Source organism: Pseudomonas sp. CCC3.1 (assembly GCF_034347405.1).
Taxonomy (GTDB): domain Bacteria; phylum Pseudomonadota; class Gammaproteobacteria; order Pseudomonadales; family Pseudomonadaceae; genus Aquipseudomonas.
In genome coordinates this window covers 2,036,169-2,055,352 of sequence record NZ_CP133778.1, presented here as the reverse complement: position 1 = coordinate 2,055,352, position 19,184 = coordinate 2,036,169, and the positions used below count along the sequence as shown (strand labels likewise).

Annotated in this window: 17 protein-coding genes; 3 read left to right on the top strand and 14 right to left on the bottom strand. The window is 57.2% G+C overall.

The annotated features are described in order from the left end of the window. Positions 1-54 precede the first annotated feature (54 nt). The 9 genes from RHM56_RS09435 to RHM56_RS09395 form a co-directional block, all read right to left on the bottom strand. Complete coding sequence (locus tag RHM56_RS09435; RefSeq protein ID WP_322240804.1) at positions 55-1,317, bottom strand: MFS transporter; 1,263 nt, start codon at positions 1,315-1,317, stop codon at positions 55-57. A gap of 305 nt (positions 1,318-1,622) precedes the next feature. Continuing rightward, positions 1,623-2,693 carry an LLM class flavin-dependent oxidoreductase gene (locus RHM56_RS09430; RefSeq protein ID WP_322240803.1) on the bottom strand — a complete coding sequence of 357 codons (1,071 nt, stop codon included), beginning with the start codon at positions 2,691-2,693 and terminating at the stop codon, positions 1,623-1,625. Positions 2,694-2,918: 225 nt separating this feature from the next. Then, entirely contained in the window at positions 2,919-3,713 is a 795-nt protein-coding gene (locus RHM56_RS09425; RefSeq protein WP_322240802.1) for an enoyl-CoA hydratase-related protein, read from the bottom strand. After that, positions 3,704-4,000 carry an enoyl-CoA hydratase gene (locus RHM56_RS09420; RefSeq protein ID WP_322240801.1) on the bottom strand — a complete coding sequence of 99 codons (297 nt, stop codon included), beginning with the start codon at positions 3,998-4,000 and terminating at the stop codon, positions 3,704-3,706. The genes RHM56_RS09425 and RHM56_RS09420 overlap by 10 nt, the downstream gene beginning before the upstream one ends. Next, positions 3,997-5,553: a glucose 1-dehydrogenase gene (locus RHM56_RS09415; RefSeq protein WP_322240799.1), complete on the bottom strand. Its 1,557-nt coding sequence runs from the start codon at positions 5,551-5,553 to the stop codon at positions 3,997-3,999. The genes RHM56_RS09420 and RHM56_RS09415 overlap by 4 nt, the downstream gene beginning before the upstream one ends. Positions 5,554-5,575: 22 nt before the next feature. Further along, the gene (locus RHM56_RS09410) at positions 5,576-6,127 is read right to left on the bottom strand and encodes a flavin reductase family protein (RefSeq protein ID WP_322240798.1); all 552 of its coding nucleotides are present in this window, start codon (positions 6,125-6,127) and stop codon (positions 5,576-5,578) included. A gap of 128 nt (positions 6,128-6,255) precedes the next feature. After that, positions 6,256-8,370 carry an acetate--CoA ligase family protein gene (locus RHM56_RS09405; protein ID WP_322240797.1) on the bottom strand — a complete coding sequence of 705 codons (2,115 nt, stop codon included), beginning with the start codon at positions 8,368-8,370 and terminating at the stop codon, positions 6,256-6,258. Further along, entirely contained in the window at positions 8,367-9,281 is a 915-nt protein-coding gene (locus tag RHM56_RS09400; protein ID WP_322240795.1) for an SMP-30/gluconolactonase/LRE family protein, read from the bottom strand. Before RHM56_RS09400 ends, RHM56_RS09405 begins: the two co-directional genes overlap by 4 nt. Positions 9,282-9,455: 174 nt before the next feature. Beyond that, a complete protein-coding gene (locus tag RHM56_RS09395) occupies positions 9,456-10,211 on the bottom strand; it encodes an SDR family oxidoreductase (RefSeq protein ID WP_322240793.1) in 756 nt (251 codons plus the stop codon). Positions 10,212-10,375: 164 nt separating this feature from the next. On the opposite strand from RHM56_RS09395, the gene RHM56_RS09390 reads away from it, so the two are divergent. Next, positions 10,376-11,155 carry an IclR family transcriptional regulator gene (locus RHM56_RS09390; protein ID WP_322240792.1) on the top strand — a complete coding sequence of 260 codons (780 nt, stop codon included), beginning with the start codon at positions 10,376-10,378 and terminating at the stop codon, positions 11,153-11,155. An 80-nt stretch (positions 11,156-11,235) separates the two neighbouring features. Here RHM56_RS09390 and RHM56_RS09385 read toward each other — a convergent pair whose 3' ends face one another. Genes RHM56_RS09385 through RHM56_RS09370 form a run of 4 tightly spaced genes read right to left on the bottom strand, consistent with a single transcriptional unit; the run spans position 11,236 to position 15,956 of the window. After that, positions 11,236-12,390, bottom strand: a complete 1,155-nt coding sequence (locus RHM56_RS09385) for an acyl-CoA dehydrogenase family protein (protein ID WP_322240791.1) — start codon at positions 12,388-12,390, stop codon at positions 11,236-11,238. Then, the gene (locus tag RHM56_RS09380) at positions 12,390-13,166 is read right to left on the bottom strand and encodes an enoyl-CoA hydratase/isomerase family protein (protein ID WP_322240790.1); all 777 of its coding nucleotides are present in this window, start codon (positions 13,164-13,166) and stop codon (positions 12,390-12,392) included. The genes RHM56_RS09385 and RHM56_RS09380 overlap by 1 nt, the downstream gene beginning before the upstream one ends. Before the next feature lie 17 nt (positions 13,167-13,183). Then, the gene (locus RHM56_RS09375) at positions 13,184-14,290 is read right to left on the bottom strand and encodes an acyl-CoA dehydrogenase family protein (RefSeq protein ID WP_322240789.1); all 1,107 of its coding nucleotides are present in this window, start codon (positions 14,288-14,290) and stop codon (positions 13,184-13,186) included. Next, on the bottom strand, positions 14,268-15,956 hold the full coding sequence (locus tag RHM56_RS09370; RefSeq protein ID WP_322240788.1) for a long-chain fatty acid--CoA ligase: 1,689 nt from the start codon (positions 15,954-15,956) through the stop codon (positions 14,268-14,270). The genes RHM56_RS09375 and RHM56_RS09370 overlap by 23 nt, the downstream gene beginning before the upstream one ends. Positions 15,957-16,230: 274 nt before the next feature. Between RHM56_RS09370 and RHM56_RS09365 the strand changes: the two genes are divergently transcribed. Beyond that, positions 16,231-16,755, top strand: a complete 525-nt coding sequence (locus tag RHM56_RS09365) for a nuclear transport factor 2 family protein (RefSeq protein WP_322240786.1) — start codon at positions 16,231-16,233, stop codon at positions 16,753-16,755. 91 nt (positions 16,756-16,846) lie between these two features. Further along, the gene (locus tag RHM56_RS09360; protein ID WP_322240785.1) at positions 16,847-18,169 is read left to right on the top strand and encodes an OprD family outer membrane porin; all 1,323 of its coding nucleotides are present in this window, start codon (positions 16,847-16,849) and stop codon (positions 18,167-18,169) included. Positions 18,170-18,396: 227 nt separating this feature from the next. On the opposite strand, the gene RHM56_RS09355 is transcribed toward RHM56_RS09360, so the two are convergent. Then, on the bottom strand, positions 18,397-19,161 hold the full coding sequence (locus tag RHM56_RS09355) for an SDR family NAD(P)-dependent oxidoreductase (protein ID WP_322240783.1): 765 nt from the start codon (positions 19,159-19,161) through the stop codon (positions 18,397-18,399). Positions 19,162-19,184 lie beyond the last annotated feature (23 nt).

Sequence of the window (19,184 nt, the reverse complement as noted above, 5' to 3'; positions counted from 1 at the left end):
CCATGCCATAAAAAGAAGGAGGGCTGCCCCGGCCGGGACAACCCTGAACAGGCGCTAGACTGCTTCGCCGGGAAGCATGGCCGCCGGTTTGGCCCGTGGCTCACGCAACAGAAAAAACACCACCACGGCGCCGGTCAGCGAGACGCATCCCGCCATCAGAAAAGCGCTGTCGAACTTGCCTGTCTGCTGAACAATAAAACCGGTGACAACTGGCCCGACCATGCCGGCCAAACTGCCGCACAGGTGCAGGAAACCGGTAACAGAGCCCACCGAGTTCTTGTCGACGTTATCCAGTACAACCGACCAGTAGGAGGGCCCTGCGGTGTAGAGCAGAAACAGCGCCATGGACATCAGCCCCACGGCCGCATACAAGGTGGTCACCGAACCGGACAATCCGACACACAACGCCGCACAGCCCAGGCAACTGACCATCACCAACTTGCGTGCCAGCACCGGTTTGCCGGTTTTGCGCAAGACAAAGTCAGAAAGCACTCCACCGAGGATCATGCCGATGAAGCCGACTACCCAGGGAATCACTGTGGCCAGGGCCATTTCCTTGATGTTCAGGCCGTGGGCCTTCATCAAATAGGTAGGGAACCAACTGAGGAAGAAAAACAGGGTGTAGTTGGACGCGAAAAATGCAAACGAAGTGCCGAGAATGGCCGGGTGTTTGATGTATGACCATAGGGATCGACGGGGCTCAACGCCCCCCTTGAGCGACAAGACTTCTTCACGTTTCCATTGCTCGATCTGGGCTTTTTCAGCCTCGGTCACCCGCTTGCTTTTCTCTGGGGCATCGGCCGCCAGGTAGATCCAGAAACAGAGCCAGACAAAGCCAATGGCGGCAATGATGATGAACGACAGACGCCAGCCAAAGGACACCGCCAGATAGCCGACAATCGGCCCGGCAACGGCGCCACCCAAGGGTGATCCAGCGCACACCAGCCCCACCGCTGTAGCCACTTGGCGCCTGGGGAACCAGGCATTGACCATCTTGTTCGCCGCCGCCGATATCGGGCCTTCAGCCATGCCGAAAAGAATGCGCAGGATCAGCATCGACCAAAACCCCGTGGCGATGGCGGTCAGGCCACAGAACACCGACCATAACGCCACCGCCGCGCCCAACACCCACAGCGAACCAAAGCGATCAGCAGCAATGCCCCCGAGAAAGTTGAAGACGGCATAGCCCAGAAAAAAGGCCCCGAAAATAATCCCGAATTGTTCGGGTGACAAATTAAGGTCAGCCTCAACCAGCGGTAAAACAATCGACAGCGCAACGCGGTCCAAATAATTGATGACATATAAAAGCAACAGCAATAAAACAATCACCCACCTAAGATTTTTTATCATTATTTTTATCTCACTGATTGGTGCAGCGCTAATGAAAGACAATATGCCTTTATTATTTAAATCACCGTCACAAACGCCTGCGTCAGGGTCTGTACGAAATGTTTTCGAGCGAAGGTTAGGCAAGGCGAAAACAGGCGAGGAAGCGGAGTTTACGAGTTGTAAATGAGCATTCCGAGCCTGTTTTCAACGCCGCATAACCGAGCGCAGATACATTCCGTACAGAGCCTAAACGCGGACGTGAGGCAATGTTTGCCCACGCCCGCTAATCATTGTCATGCCGGGACAATCGTGCGGCCACTGCTGGCCAATGCCTTATTGACGGCAGGAATGATGGTCTCGCCCCACACCTCGATCTGACGCAGCATGGTTTTCTCGTCAAAGTCGCCCAACTGTGTTTGCACCGCAATTTGATCGGGCTTGAGCACTTCAATTTCTTCCAGCAGTTTGTCGATCACATAATTGACACTGCCAATCGGCATGTTCTTGCGCATTTGCTCGAACGACAGGTCTTTCTCGGTCGGCATTTCCTGCATCAGATAGCCATCGCTGCTTTGCTGGCGGCGTTTCTGCAAGGCTTCGGAAAGGCGTCGCTGGTAGCGGGCGTTGTCCAGATAACTGTTGATTTCGCTTTCGTTGTCGCTGGCAAAGCAGCACCGCAGCAAGGCGACGCGGGCGTCCGTCACCTGCTTGCCCTCGCTCGCGGCAGCGCTTTCAAGGCTCTCGCGCAGGGTTTGCACCGTTTCCAGGCCGTCATGAAAAGCCGTCACGAACAAGTTGTGACCTTCGCGATAAGCACGGGCCATGCTGCGGGGCGAGCCAGCAGCCAGCCAGATTGGCGGCCCGGGCTGCTGCACGGTGCGTACGGAGATGGCCGTAGGCGGGATTTTCAGGTGCTCGCCGTCATGTTCGAAGATCGGCTGTTTAAGGCCTTTTTGCAGAATATCCAGGTACTCGGAAAACACCTGCGGGGCGTTGTTGACATCGACGCCGAAACGTTCGAACTCAAATTGCTGATACCCCGAGCCCACGCCTAGCTCAAGGCGACCATTGGACACAATGTCGGCAAAGCCGATCTCGGACAGCAAGCGTTGCGGCTGATACAGCGGCAGCACGCACACAGCCGTACCCAGGCGGATGGTACGGGTGAGACCGGACAAGGCGGCCACCATCATCAGGGGTGAAGGAACCAGGCTGTAGTTATTGAAATGGTGCTCGGCGAACCAGGCGGTATGGAAGCCCGCTTTCTCGGAAGCAATGGCCTGTTCTATAGAGTGACGAATCACATGTTCTGACGTTTGGTGATAACCGCGCTGAGCGGCAAGGATGAAGGTTCCAAATTCCATGTGCAGGCCCTTTTATAGTTGTTGGTTGCAAAGATGGACAGTATTAAACGGGAACAAAGTGCAACTTATAGTTCAGGCCCGCGCATCAACTTGCGGACGGTTATTCAGTCCGTTAGTTAATGTTATCAATGGGCCTTAATCGTGAAATAAGTCTACGTGAGCCAGGACGGATTACTCCAATGATTAACGGCACTGTCGCGCAGATTCAGATACGTGATAAAGCGTTTAACGACCGATAAAAACCGGTGGTTCCCCGCATAAAAAGGCACTGACACCAATGGCGTAATCAGCGCTGCGCCCTGCATCGCGTTGCAGGTGCGCTTCAAGGGCCAGTTGCTCCTCCAGGGTATGCGTAGCCGACGCTTGGTAAGCCCGCTTGATGGCTGCCATCGAGCCCGGTGCACGTGTCGTCAATTCAACAGTCAGGTTTTCTGCCGTGCTCATCAGTTCCTCAGCCTCGACCACTTGCCAGATCATGCCCCAGGCATGCGCCTGTTCGGCACTCACCGGTTGAGCCAGTAAAGCAATCGCACGGGCGCGGGCATCGCCGATCAGGCGCGGCAAAAACCAGCTGCCGCCAGCGTCCGGCCCAAGACCAAGGCGGGCAAACGCTTGGATAAAGCGCGCCGTTCGCGATGCCAACACAATGTCGCACGCCAGGGCGATATTCGCGCCCGCACCGGCAGCGACACCATTGACCGCGCACACCACCGGTTTTTCAGCACTGCGGATAGCCTGGATGACCGGGTTGTAATGCTCGATCAATGAGGCTCCCAGGTCCGGCAATTGCCCCGGTACCGGCTTTCGCTCATTCAGATCCTGACCTGCACAAAAGCCACGCCCGGCGCCCGTCAGCAAGACAACACGACACGCGCAATCAGCAAATGCCTCTTGCAACGCCGTCAGCAGTGCCTCAAGCATCGGCACAGTGCAGGCATTGAGTTTCTCGGGGCGGTTAAGGGTGATGACGGTATAACCCGCCGCTTTACGCACGTGTACCACTGGGCAAGTCACGTCCATTGGATATGCGCCTTGATCGCCTGCGTGCCGGGCTCGATCCAGCCGTACTTCGCCGCGGCTTCGAGCATCGCCGTAAACCCTGCGTGCCAGTCGGCACTGCCCCGGATGCCGACGGCCTGAATCACTTGAGCTTGATCAATATAAGCATGCTCATCGGGCAGATAACGAACACCGTTAATGACAGGTTTTTCACCGGGTACGCATCCATTGATGCGCAATTTGAAGGCCTTAAAGTCATCCGGCTCGCGCATCGAAAGACCGCTGTCGTTGTTGAACTCAAGAATCATGCGCTGTGCTCCTCATGGCTCAGAATGGCGGCATCCCCTGCATTGCTGAACGCCGTCCAACCGCCATCTACATACAGGGTGGAACCGTTGATATACGACGCCTCGCCAGACGCCAGAAACAGCGCCGCTTCAGCGATGTCTTGCGGCTGGCCGAAGCGCCCCAGCGGAATACGCCGTCGAATCAGGTTGGCATCGATACGCCCGGCAGCCTCCAGCTCGGCAGTGCCCGCGGTGTGTATGTAACCCGGCGCCAGCGTGACGACCCGCACACCTTGCTCAGCCAGTTCGGCGGCTTGGCAGCGGCTGAGCATTTCAAGTCCGGCCTTTGAAGCACCGTAGGCATGACGTGGAGCAAACGGGCGAAACGAATTGATCGACCCCAGGTTGATAATCACAGAACCGTTACCCGACATGCATTTGAGGGCTTCACGGCTGCAGACAAAGGCAGCGGTCAGGTTGGTGTTAAGGATATTCATCAGGTAGTCGCTGCCCTGCTCTTGCGCAGGCATGAACGTGTCGGCAACCGCTGCGTTATTGATCAGCACATCGATGCGCCCGAAGCGTTCGCCGATACGCTCAAAGGCCTCGCACACAGCCTGTTCCGAGCGCAGGTCGAGGCTCATGTCGCCAGCCTCTCGGTCCAGCACAATCACCTGATCACCATGATCGCGAAAGCTGCGCGCAATTTCGGCACCGATTCCCCGACCGCCACCGGTCACCACCACGACCCGCGGCCTCGCCTCACTGACGTCGCGCCGGTTTTCGGCGACTGGCGGCAAAGGGACACTCGGGTGTGCGTCTCCAGGCTGGTTAAAACACGCCCAGCCGCCATCAACGACAAGCTCGGTACCCGTGATGTAGGCCGCACGCGGCGAAGCCAAAAAGCGCACGGCAGCGGCGATTTCATCAGGGCGGGCAAGCCGCCCCATGGGGATTCGCTGGCGGGCGCGGCTCAGGTCAACTTTGCCGTGACGCTCAAGGTCGGCCACCATCGGTGTCATGACATAACCCGGGGCGACAGCCACAACCCGAATCCGCCGATGAGCCCACTCGCATGCCAGAGAGCGGGTCATGCTGAGCACCGCTGCTTTCGACGCGGCGTAAGCATTGCGCCGGGGGTTGGCAATCAGCCCCGCCAGGCTCGCGACGTTGACGATCGCGCCGCCTGTGTCGCCCATATAGCGCGACACTTCACGGGCCATCAGCATGGGGCCGACCGCGTTCACCGCCAATGCCTGCTCAAAACCCGCGACGCTGGTCTGCTCAGTCGATTCCATGGTGGGCCCAACCGCGGCGTTATTGACCAACACATCGATACGCCCGAAGTGGCTGGCAATGCGACCTACCGATTTGACGATTTGCGTTTCACTGCTCAGGTCGCAGGTGAAACCCTGATGCCCGGCGCCCAATTGCATCATCAGCGCATGCAAGGCTTCGCCGTCCCGATCGACCGCCGCCACGCAGTATCCATCAGCGATAAACCCCTCGCATAACGCCCGGCCAATGCCGCCAGCAGCGCCGGTGATGACGACCACTTTTTCTTGTTCTGTCATAGAGCCCCCGTGCACTGGTGCTTCAGTTGGAGGATTCAAGACGACGGAACGAGCCGTCGCGGTAGAGCAAAATGTCCTGGTCCAACGACCGCGTCGCGATAACCCGGCCGATGTAAAGGTTGTGGCTGCCTGAAGAAATGCACGCCTGCACCACACAGTCGAACGTGGCGACGGCACCTTCCAGAATCGGTGCCCCGGTCACCAGTTCGCTCCATTGCGCCCCGGCAAATCGGTCCTCGGGGCACAGCTTGGGGGTTGAAAACAGTCGAGCCACGCCATGCTGAGCATCCGTCAGCATGTTGATTGCAAACGCGCCGCTCTCGGCGATGGTCTTTTCGGCACTGGCATTGCGATTGACGCACACCAACATGGTGGGTGGCTCCATCGACACCGAACAGATCGAGGTAGCCGTCAGGCCATTGCGCAAACTGCCATGGCGGGTCGTGATGATCCCTACCGGCGAAGCGATCTGGCGCATCGATAGCTTGAAGGCTGAAGGGTCGACATGGGTGTTCAACACGTGCGGCGGCAAACATCCGGCGGCCAAGGCGCGTACTTCCTGATCAATAGACATACAGGCAATCTCCGGTTTTTGAGTGTGTCGGGTTCGCGCCAGGCGTGAACCCAATCTGTCTTTTGTGCTCGCCGATGCAATCAATCCAGTGCCCGGCGCAAGCGATTCATCGAGGTGTTAACGCAACGTCAACGGGCTTTACTGGCGGCGGCCACAATCAGCGCGTCCAGGACCAGCAGCCCTTTGCCCTGCTCCAACACCCGCACAGGATTCAGATCGATGCTTTCAATCTGCTCGGCATGACTGGCCGCAAACTGCGACAGCTGTGCCAACAGTGCGGCCAACGCATGGATGTCCGAGGGCGGCGCACCACGAACCCCTTCAAGCAGTGCGAAGCCGCGTATTTCACGGATCATGCGCAACGCCTCAGTAGAATCAAAAGGCGCCACACGGAAGGTCACGTCCTTGAGAACTTCCACAAAAACTCCACCTAGCCCGAACATCACCATTGGCCCCATGACCGGGTCGATGAACACACCGACAATGGTCTCTACTCCGCCGCTGGCCATGGGCGCCAAGGTGATGCCATCGATATGCGCAGCAGGTGCCTTGGCGCGGACGTCGGCGAGCATGCGCACCATGGCGTCACGCACCTCGTGTTCATCCTTGAGGTGCAGCCGAACGCCGCCCACTTCTGTTTTGTGCGGCAGGTCTGCCGAGGAAATTTTCATGACCAAAGGGAACCCCAAATCGCGGGCCACTGAACACGGGTCAGCGCCAGGCGCAATAAGCACCTCGGGCGGGAAAGGAATCCCTGCTCGGGCCAGCAAAGACTTGGCCTCGTGTTCGCTCATGGCACGCTTGGGGATGTCGATGGCGGGCACTTTGGCAGGCGTCACGTGCGTCTGTCGGGCCAGGTCGAAACTCTTGCGAAAACTCACCAGCGCCCCAAGCGCATTGATCAACGCGCTGCCGTCTTCGTATACAAGAAAACCTTGAGACTCATAGCTGCGCACGACCTCGGCAGGTGCGGACAGGGTCAGGCATTTGAGGCACTCGTTATTGTCCCCGATGGCCTTCTGCATAGCTTGGCGCAGCGAGTCCGCGAACGTCGGGCTGGCCGGACCGCTGCCCAGAATGGCGGTAAACAGGTCATAACCGCCTTGGTCGAGCATTGCCCGAATAAACTCGCTCATCAACGGCAAGTCAGTGAGCGCTTGGGCCGTTGCGTCCACCGGATTATTGGGCGAGGCATAGGGCAACAGCGCTTTGAGTGTTTGCTGTGCTTCGGGCGGCATGGGTGTCACGGCCAGCCCGGCGGCTTCAGCATCGTCGGCCATCTGAATGCCGAAACCGCCCGAGAGGGTGAAGATGCCCAACCGATTCCCCCTGATAAAACGCCCGCGAGCAGCCGCATAGGCCACGTCCAGTTGCTCGGCCGTGGTGTGTGCACGGTAGACGCCATATTGGCGCAGAACGGCATCGAACACTGCGTCCGAACCCGCCAGGGCGGCTGTGTGCGAACTCACAGCATGGGCGCCGACAACCGAACGACCGACTTTCATGAAAACAATCGCGACTTCGTTTTTCCGCGCTGTCTCTAGCGCCGCCAAAAAACGCTCACGATTACGGATGCCCTCTGCGTACGCCATGACCACTTTGACGTCCGGCTGCTCAACGACCCAACTGAGGGCTTCGGCCACATCGACATCGCACTCGTTGCCGGTGGTGATCCAGTAGTTGATGCCCAGCCCGCGCTGACGGGCCAAATGTGCCAGATGAGAACCATAGGCGCCACTCTGAGAGACAATGGCCAGCGGCCCCGGCTGCATGAAACTCGCATCGAAGATGGCCGAGAACGTCCCGTAATAGTTGGCTTGCGCATTAAATACGCCAAGGCAGTTGGGACCCAGAATGCGCATCCCCGATTCTCGGGCAATGGCACTTATTTGCTCCTGGACAGCCCGTCCAGCATCGTCGGCTTCTGCAAAGCCCGCTGAGAATACGATCGCCGAGCCGACGCCCTGCTCTGCGCACTCACGCACGGCCTGCAACGTCGCAGCGGCCGGCACTGCCAATAGAGCAACGTCAGGTACTTGCGGCAGACTGGCAATAGAGGGATAGGCTGCCAGGCCCTGAACGCTTTCACGATTGGGGTTGACCGGGTAGACAGCACCGGCGTAACCGCTCTCGCGCAGGTAGCGCAGCGGACGTCCTCCAATGCGCGTGGGGTCTTGCGAGGCGCCGATAAGGGCGATTGAACGAGGGGCCAGCAGTGCTGATAAAGAAGACTGATTGCTCATACGGATACACTCTCAAAGGGTTCAACCGTAACCGGGCACTGCCCAAATCGCGGTTCAGGCAGGCCCTGTACACCCAGTCCATCGATGGCAAACAGGAAACCACCGTCAGGATGGCGAGATATGGCACGACCCGTGCCTGAGTGTTTGATCGACGTGACGTACAGCGTCGACAGATCGGGGCCGCCAAACGCCAGGCATGAAGGCATGTCCGTCGGGGACTTGATCAGGCGGTTCAGAATGCCGTCCGCAGAGAAGCGCGCGATGCGCCCCACCTGAACCAGTGCGACCCAGATATACCCTTGAGCGTCGACCGTCGCGCCATCGGGTCCAGAGCCCAACACTTCGGTTTCGGTGAAGCGTCGCGGCTCAGTCAGGGGCTGGCGCTCATGCCCATATTTATAAGCGCGGATGGTGCGGTCGAGGCTATCGGCGAAGTACATGGTGTCGCCGTCAGGGCTAAAACACAGGGTGTTGGCAATTCGGATACCGTTGGCCAGCATTTCGCCATGGCCATCCACCGAAACCCGATAGAGTGCCCCCTGCGGATCTGCATGGATGCCCATGGAGCCGCACAAGAAACGGCCGAAACGGTCAGTACGACCGTCGTTGAAACGCACGTCAGGGTTGACCGGAAGCGGACGCAGCAAGGGCGTGAATTCACCGCTGTCCAGCGCCATGCGGTAAATCCCGTCGGCCAGGCCGACAATCAGCGTTCGCCCTTGACCCAGGCCGACACAACCGACCATGGACGGTGCTTGCCAATGACTGAAAACACCGCTGGCCGGTTCATAGCGACGAATTAACTTTGAAACACTGTCGACCCAATATAAACATTGGTTCTCACTGTCCCACACCGGACTTTCTCCGAGTAAATCCGGTAATTCGCCAAGTCGCGTAAACGTAATAGGCATGGCATTCCTTATTTACCCCAACTTCAAGGCGAGCGAATGCGTTGCGCCATAACACTGGCACTCATCGTTCTCGCCCTGTTTATCGGGATAACGAGTGTTCTAAAGCCGTTATTAACGGGTGACCTGTTTTAATGTTTTACGCCAGGGACAACCCGCACGTGTACGTGAGCCGAATCAAGAAAACGCGTAAGTCACTCCGCCGTCGACAAACAGCATGTCTCCGGTAATGAAACTCGACTCTTCACTGGCCAGAAATACCGCTGCGTTGGCAATGTCTTCAGGTGTACCCAGGCGCCCTATGGGCATGCGCTGGCGACGGCGCTCCCAGGCAGCCTCATCGACCACCAGATTGGCCCCATCAGTCGGTGTCGGCCCCGGTGCAATGGCGTTGACACGAATGTTGTACGGGCCGAACTCCGCCGAGCCGGAACGAGTCAGGCCCAACACGGCAGACTTGACCGCGCTGTACATGATGCCATTGCGCATAGCGAGCACCGCAGAAGGCGACGCGATATTGATGATGCAACCACCACCCGCATCGGTCATGCCTTTAAGCACCGCCTGATACCCCCAGACAACGCCTTTAAAGCCCACGTCGATCATGCGTCCGATCAACTCTTCGCTCTGTTCTTGCAAAGGTCCGTAACGGTTCCACATGGCGTTATTGACCAGCACGGTGGGCGCGCCAAAGGTTTCAGTCAGGCTACTGACGGCACGCAGCACATCGTCGCGGCGGGCCACATTCCCGATCAAGGCGACGGCACGGCCACCTTGTGCTTCGATGCGTTGCACCGCCTCACGAGCGACGTCTTCTTTAAGATCAAGAATGCCTACCTGTGCGCCTTCACGGGCGAATGCCTCACTGATGGCTGCGCCAATACCCCGTGCGCCCCCAGTCACTAATGCAACTTTGCCGGCCAATCTGCCCATTTTTTTACCTCTTATTATGAGTGGGACTGCATTCAAATCAGCGCTGGGTAGCGCCTTGACAAAACCATCCTGTCATCCGAATCTGTGGCCAACAACAATAACTACATATGTGCGCATGAGTTTCACAGATGTGAAAAAGATCACCGCACAAGGGGGCGTTTTATATGCAACCGTCACAAGTTAAATCCGCCATGCGAGTGCTTGAAATACTTGAGTTTTTTAAACATGTACGGCAACCGCGGGCCATGTCAGAGATCTCCGCAGCCTTGGGTTATCCGCAATCAAGTACAACGGTTTTGCTCAAGACCCTTATTTCCCTGGGCTATCTAAACTTCAATCGCCACGAGCGCCTGTACTTCCCCACGGTAAAGGTCACTTCACTGGGCGAGTGGGTACCGACCACGCTGTTTTCGTCACCCGGTATCCTGGCCGCGATGAACGATGTCCACGCCGAAACCGGCGAATCGGTGTCCATCAACACCAAAAATGATATTTACGTGCAGTACGTTCAAGTCATCCAGTCCGTGCATGCCCTGCGCTTTCAGGTCAACGAAAGTGAATTGCGCCCCATGACGCAGTCGGCCACCGGGTGGATGCTGATGTCGACGATGAGCGACAAGATGCTCGATAACATTATTCGTCGCGCAAACATCGTCACCCAAAAAAACGGCGAGCGTGTCGACTTGCCAACGATGATGGAGAAGGTGCGCAGTATTCGCAGCCAAGGCTATGCCGCCACTGAGAACATTCCCTTCCTAGGCGGCGCCTCTATTTGCGTCTTGCTGCCGGTCACCATTCAGGGCCAGCCGGCAACCCTTGGGCTCGGCGGAGCGGCTGAGCGCATTCGCCATAACTTCGACCACTACCTGCAGATTCTGCAACGTGCAGCCAAGGCCCTGGAGCCGGTGGAAGGATTTCAAACGCCCATTGAAATCGAGCTCTAACCCAGACATGTAAAAGCCCACGCCTGCAGCGACGGGTCCCCCCGTCGCCACAGACGGCGAGCGCTACAGAGTGCGGCGCCCTACCCCGGCAGGTGCAAGACGGCCTTGGCCAGGATATTGCGCTGGATCTCATTGGAACCACCGAATATCGCCGGAGCGCGCGCATCAAGGAACAGATTCATGGCGTCGATCTGCCCCCCCTCGATCAGCAAGTCATCGTTGTATCGCGCCTCTTCTTGCGCCAGGTTCAACATTTCTTCGGTGATGCGCTGGTACAGCTCGGTGGCGAACACTTTCAGCACCGAAACGTCTGCACCCAACTCCCCACCCGACCGTAAAACCTTGGCGTAACGCTCGTAACTGGAGCCCAGGTCATACAGGTCCAGACGCAACTTGGCATAGCGCGACAGAAACGCCGGATCTTCAAACGCCCCACGGTCAGCGGCGAGCCTGTCCAGACGGTCAAGTGCGTATTCGGCGCGCGTGGGTGAGCCCAGGAAGATGCGCTCATGGCCCAAGACCGACTTGGCCAGGGTCCAGCCATTGTTCAGGTCGCCGACCAGGTTGTGCACCGGCACTCGCACATTTTCGAAGAACACCTCACAGAAATCCGCTTCACCGCGCAGGTTTTCTATCGTGCGCACGTCGACACCCGGCGTGCTCATCTCTACCAACAGCACGGATATACCTCGCTGTGGCTTGGCCTCTTTGTCAGTGCGCACCAAGACGAATATCCAGTTGGCGCAGTGGGCCAAGGTGGTCCATATCTTTTGCCCATTGACGATAAAGTGCTCGCCATCAAGAACTGCCGTTGTGCGCAGGCTCGCGAGGTCTGAGCCTGCATTGGGCTCAGAGTAACCCTGGCACCAGATGTGCTCGCCCGAGAGAATTTTGGGCAGGAATTCGGCTTTTTGCGCTTCACTGCCATGGTGAATCAACAGCGGTCCGGTCAGGCCGATGCCATGATCGGGGATGCGCGGGCATCCCAGGCGCCCCCACTCTTCTACATAGATCATGTGCTTAGCCGGCGACAGGCCCATACCGCCGTACTCGCGTGGCCATACGGGCGACAGCCAGCCCTTTTTCGCCAGTGCCTGATACCAGACTTTGACCTCTTCATAGACCGGTCGCTGCTTGCGCAGGTAACGCAGCTCCATCGGGCAGTTCTCCAGCACCCACTCGCGAAACAGAGTACGGAACGCTTCGTCGGGCAAACTATTGCAGTCCAGAGTCATCAGATTGAGTCCTTGAAGATCGGAGCACGTTTTTCCAGGAACGCGCGCATGGCTTCCTTGGAGTCTTCATGGCGGGTCATTTCGACAGTGAGGTTTTGCTCAAATCGGTAACCGTCCTTGAGCCCCATGGTTTCCACAGTGTTGATCGCACGCTTCGCCAACTTCAGCGCCATTGGGCTTTTACTGGCGATTTCACGGGCGATCTGCATAGTTTCATCCATGAGGCTTTCACGCGGCGTGCAGGCTTCAATAATGCCGCGCCGATACAATTCGGCTGCTGTGACGCGATAGCCCGACAACACCATGCGGCGGGTCAAAGAGTGAGGAAACAGGCGCATGGTGTGACGCACGCCACCCATCAGGCCGATGTCGATTTCCGGTAGGCCAAACACCGCATTTTCACTCGCCAGAATAATATCGCAGCACACCGCCAGCCCCATCCCTGCGCCGAGCGCGGGACCGTTGACCGCCGCGATAACTGGCTTGCTCGACTCCATAATGCAAAAACCCACTTCGCGGGTCCGACGCAGATGCCGGTTGGTGTCACCGGGAACGGCACCGATGTTGCCGCGCGATTTGATATCAGCACCCGCAGAAAACACTTTGCCGGCACCAGTAAGGACAATGACCCGTACCTCGGCAAGGTCATTCAGTTCGTCGAAAACCTCGATCAGCTCTTCGGCGAAGTCCCGCGACTGAGCGTTGACCGGTGGGGCGTCCATGGTGACCACTGCAACATGATCGATCACTTCTACTTTGAGTAAATGGTTCTGCATGCTTTTACTCGCGCAGCCTAAGCAGCACGCTCCTCACGAATGAATTGGATACGCAGGCTTTCGGCCTGACCAAGAGTGGCGCCCAGATTGATGGCGCGCTTGAGGTACAGACCGATGTCGCATTCGTCGGTAAACCCCATGGCGCCAAACAGGTGAATGGCCTGGCGCCCGATAAGCGTTGCTGCATCTGCGGCCCTAGCTTTGGCGGCATAAATTGCCAGGCGCGCTTCGCGAGCGCTGCCCTGCTCAATCCGCTCTACGGCGTTAACCACCGCCGAGCAGGCAAACTCTGCTTCGGCCCACAGGTCGACCAAACGGTGCTGGATCACCTGAAAACCAGCGATGGGCTTGCCAAACTGCACGCGGTCGCAGGTGTAGGTGCGGGTCAGATTGAACGCCTGGCTAGCCAGCCCACACAGTTCGGCTGCAAGGGCTGTTCGCGCCAAGTTGATCGCGGTCTCGATCTGCGTGTTCAGTGCACCACGGGCTAACACGCGTTCGGTCTTGACCAAGCAACTGCTGAATTGCAGAGAAGCAATCCGACTGCCATCTACGGCGGGGCGCTCGTGGTGCTCAAGGCCTTCGGCAGCAGACGGCACACTGACCAGCATGTCTTCTTCACCATAACGGGCTAGAACCAGCAAGTCCGTGGCGGATGCCGCGGCGTCAACAAACTCGCAACGCCCGTCGAGCACGATTGCGCCCTCTAGAAGACGTACCGTCAGGCCGGGCTCTGAAACAGCTACAGCAACAATTGCCTCGCCCTGAATCAGCCCAGATGCCAGACGCCGCTGCTCTGCAGATTCAGGTACTGCGGCCAATAACGCGCTGCTGAGCACCGATGCCGTCGCCATGGGTGAAGGGATTAATGCGCGGCCCAAGGCGAAACTAATCACCACTTGCTCACGGATGCCCAGCCCTGCGCCCCCCAGCGTTTCGGGCAGCATCAGGCCGATCCAGCCGGCCTCCACCATTTCTTGCCATTGCTCGCGGTCCAGGTCGGCTTGGCTGCTGCGCAATTGACGCAGGCTCTGTGGCCCGGGACGGCCTTGGGCAAAAGCGGCGACGCTGTCACGTAACATCTCCAGGACACCATCGGCGTCATCCATTATTAGTTGCGGCATTTACATCACTCCGGGTCGGGGCGGCCTCAGGCCGGTCGCTGCTGAATACGAAGGTTTTGAACTGTTCGCGAAGTTGGGCTTTTTGCAGTTTTCCGGTCGCGGTATGGGGCAGTTCTTCGACAAACACCACGTCATCAGGCAACCACCACTTGGCCACTCGAGTGCTGAGAAATGCGAGGAGCTGCGCGCTCGTTACCTCGATACCGGGTCGAGCCACAACCACCAGCAGTGGTCGCTCCTGCCAGCGCGAATGAGCCAGGCCGATGACGGCGGCTTCTTGTACGGCGTGATGGGCGATGGCGGCGTTTTCCAGGTCGATGGAGCTGATCCATTCCCCGCCGGACTTGATGACATCCTTGGAGCGGTCGGTGATTTGTACGTAGCCGTCCTCGTCGATGCTGGCGACGTCACCCGTGGCGAACCAGCCTTCGGCATCCAGCACATCACCCCCTTCGCCTCTGAAGTAGCCCGAGGCGACCCACGGTCCACGGACCTTGAGATGACCTGCCGCCTTGCCGTCACGGGGTAACTGCTCGCCCTGCTCACCGGCGATATGCACTTCGACGCCATAGATGGGGCGGCCCTGCTTGGCGCGAATGGTGATCTGTTCATCAAGCGACAAAGACCGGTGCTTGGGCAGCAGGTTACCGATGGTCCCCAGCGGGCTTGTCTCACTCATGCCCCAGGAGTGAATGGTGGTAACGCCCAGAATGTCATGCAGGCGTTCGATCAAAGCCCGAGGGGCAGCCGAACCGCCGACAAGGACACGTTCCAGCGTCAGCTTTTCGCTGATCAGGTACGGGTTCTCTTCAATGAACTTGAGCAGGCCGAGCCATACGGTCGGAACGCCGATAGACACACTGCAGCGTTCAGCCCGCAGCAAATTGAACAAGCTTTGGCCGTCTAGCCAGGGCCCCGGCAACACCATCTTGGCGCCACACATGGCCGACGCGTAAGGCACACCCCAGGCATTGACGTGAAACAACGGGACAATCAGTAGCACGCTGTCTTGGCTGGACAGTTGCAACCCATCCATCGAGCAGGCAGTAAAGGAATGCAACACCGTGGAGCGATGGCTATACAGCACCCCCTTGGGGTTGCCCGTGGTGCCGGAGGTGTAACACAGCGATGAAGCCCGAGTCTCTTCAAACTGGGGCCACTGGTAATCATCATCCTCGGCCTCGACCAAGTCTTCATAACACAGGCAATTGTCGAGTCCAGGTGGCTTGTGGGCCCGATCAGTCATGACCACGAAAGTGGCTGTCGATAACAATCTGGGGCGCAGTTCAGTGATCAGCTCGGCAAACGTGATATCGAAGAACAGCACTTTGTCTTGAGCATGATTAATGACGTATTCAATCTGCTCCGCGAACAAACGAGGATTGACCGTATTAAGTACGGCGCCCATCCCCGGCACCGCGTAATACAGCTCTAAGTGCCGGTGTGTATTCCAGGCCAGAGAACCTACACAGTCGCCCTCTTCAACGCCCAACTTTATTAATGCCTTGGCCAATTTCAATGCGCGTGAACGGACCGTTTTATAATCGGTTCTAAGTTCAGTTCCCTCACAGGTACGCGATACGATTTCAACCGTAGGGTGATTAAGCGCGGCATGGTCAATCAAGGTGGATATTAATAATTGTCGCTCTTGCATTAAAGCGCGCATGTAACCTCCGGCGTTCGGTTCTCCATATTCCAGGGCATTGTTTTTATCGCCCGAACGTGACTAAACAATCGCGGTACGAGCAGGCCACTGTCAACGCAAACACAGGTTTGATGCACAACATCATGCATGTGAATTTGGGCGCACTGAGCCTGCTGGAAATGCGCAATTCACAGATGTGAATCAACGCGTGCCGTCGACTTGTGCGTTGACGCCTACAGCGCCTGAAAATACAGTCCAGTGACCCGAGACGGGATGACTTGCAGGCACAATCATTATGTCGACGCTCGAACAACTGCTGGACCGCGAAGCCATTCGCGACTGTTTATATCGCTACTGCCGGGGTATCGATTTAGTCGATGAACAGGCGTTGCGATCTGCCTACTGGGAAGACGCCAGCGATTGCCATGGACCCTATAAGGGATCAGCCAGCGGTTTCATTGAATGGGCGCTTAAAGCGTTGGAAAACATGGACCGTAGCGTGCATCAGATCACCAATATCCTGATTGAGCTGCAAGGTGTGTCCGCGGTGGTAGAGTCGAAGTTCAGTGCCTTCCAGCGCGCCCCTGATCAAGAGGGCGTACTGAAACAGGTGGTGATTCTCGGCCGGTATGCCGACCTGTTCGAAAAGCGCGGCAAAGAATGGAAAATTGCCCAACGTACTGTGATTTACGATTGGGTCGATTATCCACTTACTTCATCGCTGAATAATGCGCAACGATTCGGCCAGCGCCAGCCGGTCGGCTCCCGATGGCCGCATGACGAGGTGTATACGTTATTAAATAATAAACACCCTGAATAAAGACGCACTTTATACCCCTGTGCATTAAGGCAGGGCGACACTTAGTAATGCATCATCACTCTTAAAACAAAAACAATAGAACGAGCATTATATGACCCCCAAAGCATTAGGTTTTCCGTTGCTATGCCTCCTCTCGCCCTCCGTAATGGCCAGTGGTTTTGTTGACGACTCGACGCTTAACTTATCCTTGCGCAATGTGTTTTTCACTCACCATTACGCCGATTATTTTTCGCCGACCAATAAGTTGACCAGCAAGTCGCAAGAGTGGGCTCAGGGATTCAGACTGGACTTTGTGTCGGGGTTTACGCCCGGCATGCTTGGAGTGGGTATTGATGCTAAAGGCATGCTGGCAGTCAAACTCGATGGGGGGGCCGGACACCATCAACGGGGCACGATGATCCCCAGTGACGGAGATACCGGAGTCGGCAGTTGGGCCAGGGCTGCCGCCAACGCCAAAATTAAATACTCCAACACCACGGTTTTCAGCGGAAACGCTATCACCCCAAGCATTCCGATACTGGTGTCTGATGACACTCGGGTCCTGCCACAAACCTATCAGGGCTGGAACTTCGTTTCCAAAGACATCGACAACGTCGTCGCCACAGGAGGACGGCTGACTAAAGCTACCGGTCGTTACTCTTCGGATCGGGCCGGGCTGGCGGCCGCAGGCGGTACTGAAGAAAGTGGCGGTTTCAACTATGCAGGCTTTGATTACACGCCCAATAAAAATATCAAGGCACAGTATTATTTTGGCCAACTGGAAGATTACTACAAACAAGATTTCCTCGGCCTGACCGCCAAACATCAGTTCAACCCCAGCCAGTCGCTGCTCGCCGATTTGCGCTATTTCAGAAGCCGCTCGGATGGCAAAAATGGTGATCCCGGCTACCGGATTTCCGGTTATACCAAAGACGGTACCGGTATTATCGACAACACGACTTGGTCAGCCTCACTGACCTACACCCATACCGCCCATTCATTCATGGCCGGTTATCAGAGCGTGTCCGGTAACAGTAATTTTGCAGCGATCATCCCGTCCTCGTTGCCAAACAAAGAAGCCGGAGTCTTCACTTTCTACCTGCAAACCTCGCGTCTTCTGTATGGTTTTACCCGCGCCGGAGAACAAACCACATTCGCTCAATACACGTATGACTTCACCGCGATGGGTGTTCCAGGGCTGATATTTAATACCTCCTACTGGCGCGGCACCGACATCAAACAGAGTAATGCCAGCAATGCTCAGGAATGGGAACGCGATATTGCTTTGCACTACGCGATCCAAAGCGGCCCTGCCAAGGGCCTGGGTATCTCCTATTACAACGCCATCGGCCACAGCACAGCATCGGCCTATGAGTACAACTACCGCAATAGCGAAAACCGCGTGTATGTGAATTACACCATTCCGATTTTCTGAGCCCGCGCACAAGGAACATGCCTTTGTGACCTTAGTGCTCAAGGGTAAGGAAACCCAATCGGACCTCGACATGAGTTGGCGAGCCGCGCTGGCTGTGTGCAACTTCATCGCCGTGATCGGGATTAGTTGACCACTACACACCCACAGTGGATTGGTGGACCTGTCATGGATCAGCAAGCAACAGCCGTTGCGAACCTTGCCTGCTAATCCCTGAAAAGCACAGGACGTTACGCTGTGGTCGAGCCGCCATTGAGGGCAATCACCTGCCCCGTCAGCCAGGACGCTTCGTCCGAACTAAGAAAGGCCACAGCCGCTCCCACATCGTCTGGCGTGCCTGCGCGACCCACAGCCGTGGTGGCCTTAGCGGTTTCGTCATAGCCAAAGTTGTTCATGCATCCCAGCGACAAGGCGTTGGCCGTAACGCCACTGCGCCCGACTTCATGCGCGAGTTGCCGCATAAAGCCCAGTGCGGCCGCTTTAGCGGCGGCGTAATTGCTCAAACCATAGCTGAGCCCGATACGCCAGGATTCGGAGCTGATAATGATGATGCGCCCGTGCTTGCGCTCGCACATGCCTCCCACGACTAACCGGGTCAGGCCCACAATTGCGCGCAAGTTAAGGTCCAGTTGGCGCTCGAAGTCACTATCGTCCAAGTCTTTGAACTGACGCAACGAGTCAGGCATGCCCGGTGGTACGCCAGCGTTATTGACCAAAATATCGATCTCGCCAAACGTCTCGCGAGCAGTCGCGACGATCTGTTCGCGCACCTCGGCCACGGTGATATCGCCCGGCGCGGCGCATACATCCAAACCTTCGGCTTGCAGGGTTTTGGCACTGTTTTCTGCGCGCTCGGCGTAAAAGTCATTAATGACCACTCGTGCGCCTTGTCGGGCCAAGGCGCGGACTATGCCCAAGCCCATGCCTTGGCCCGACCCGGTGACTAGCGCAACACGACCTGACAGATCAAACAATCGCTCAGCAGAACTGTTCATGTAAACCTCTTCTCATTGTGGGC

What these genes read in the sequence shown, in the direction of transcription:
- RHM56_RS09395 (WP_322240793.1), bottom strand. Translation starts at nt 10,211, where the DNA reads ATGGGCAGATTGGCCGGCAAAGTTGCATTAGTGACTGGGGGCGCACGG.
- RHM56_RS09355 (WP_322240783.1), bottom strand. Translation starts at nt 19,161, where the DNA reads ATGAACAGTTCTGCTGAGCGATTGTTTGATCTGTCAGGTCGTGTTGCG.
- RHM56_RS09365 (WP_322240786.1), top strand. Translation starts at nt 16,231, where the DNA reads ATGTCGACGCTCGAACAACTGCTGGACCGCGAAGCCATTCGCGACTGT.
- RHM56_RS09360 (WP_322240785.1), top strand. Translation starts at nt 16,847, where the DNA reads ATGACCCCCAAAGCATTAGGTTTTCCGTTGCTATGCCTCCTCTCGCCC.
- RHM56_RS09400 (WP_322240795.1), bottom strand. Translation starts at nt 9,281, where the DNA reads ATGCCTATTACGTTTACGCGACTTGGCGAATTACCGGATTTACTCGGA.
- RHM56_RS09375 (WP_322240789.1), bottom strand. Translation starts at nt 14,290, where the DNA reads ATGCCGCAACTAATAATGGATGACGCCGATGGTGTCCTGGAGATGTTA.
- RHM56_RS09405 (WP_322240797.1), bottom strand. Translation starts at nt 8,370, where the DNA reads ATGAGCAATCAGTCTTCTTTATCAGCACTGCTGGCCCCTCGTTCAATC.
- RHM56_RS09380 (WP_322240790.1), bottom strand. Translation starts at nt 13,166, where the DNA reads ATGCAGAACCATTTACTCAAAGTAGAAGTGATCGATCATGTTGCAGTG.
- RHM56_RS09390 (WP_322240792.1), top strand. Translation starts at nt 10,376, where the DNA reads ATGCAACCGTCACAAGTTAAATCCGCCATGCGAGTGCTTGAAATACTT.
- RHM56_RS09425 (WP_322240802.1), bottom strand. Translation starts at nt 3,713, where the DNA reads ATGGACGTGACTTGCCCAGTGGTACACGTGCGTAAAGCGGCGGGTTAT.
- RHM56_RS09410 (WP_322240798.1), bottom strand. Translation starts at nt 6,127, where the DNA reads ATGTCTATTGATCAGGAAGTACGCGCCTTGGCCGCCGGATGTTTGCCG.
- RHM56_RS09420 (WP_322240801.1), bottom strand. Translation starts at nt 4,000, where the DNA reads ATGATTCTTGAGTTCAACAACGACAGCGGTCTTTCGATGCGCGAGCCG.
- RHM56_RS09430 (WP_322240803.1), bottom strand. Translation starts at nt 2,693, where the DNA reads ATGGAATTTGGAACCTTCATCCTTGCCGCTCAGCGCGGTTATCACCAA.
- RHM56_RS09370 (WP_322240788.1), bottom strand. Translation starts at nt 15,956, where the DNA reads ATGCGCGCTTTAATGCAAGAGCGACAATTATTAATATCCACCTTGATT.
- RHM56_RS09385 (WP_322240791.1), bottom strand. Translation starts at nt 12,390, where the DNA reads ATGACTCTGGACTGCAATAGTTTGCCCGACGAAGCGTTCCGTACTCTG.
- RHM56_RS09415 (WP_322240799.1), bottom strand. Translation starts at nt 5,553, where the DNA reads ATGACAGAACAAGAAAAAGTGGTCGTCATCACCGGCGCTGCTGGCGGC.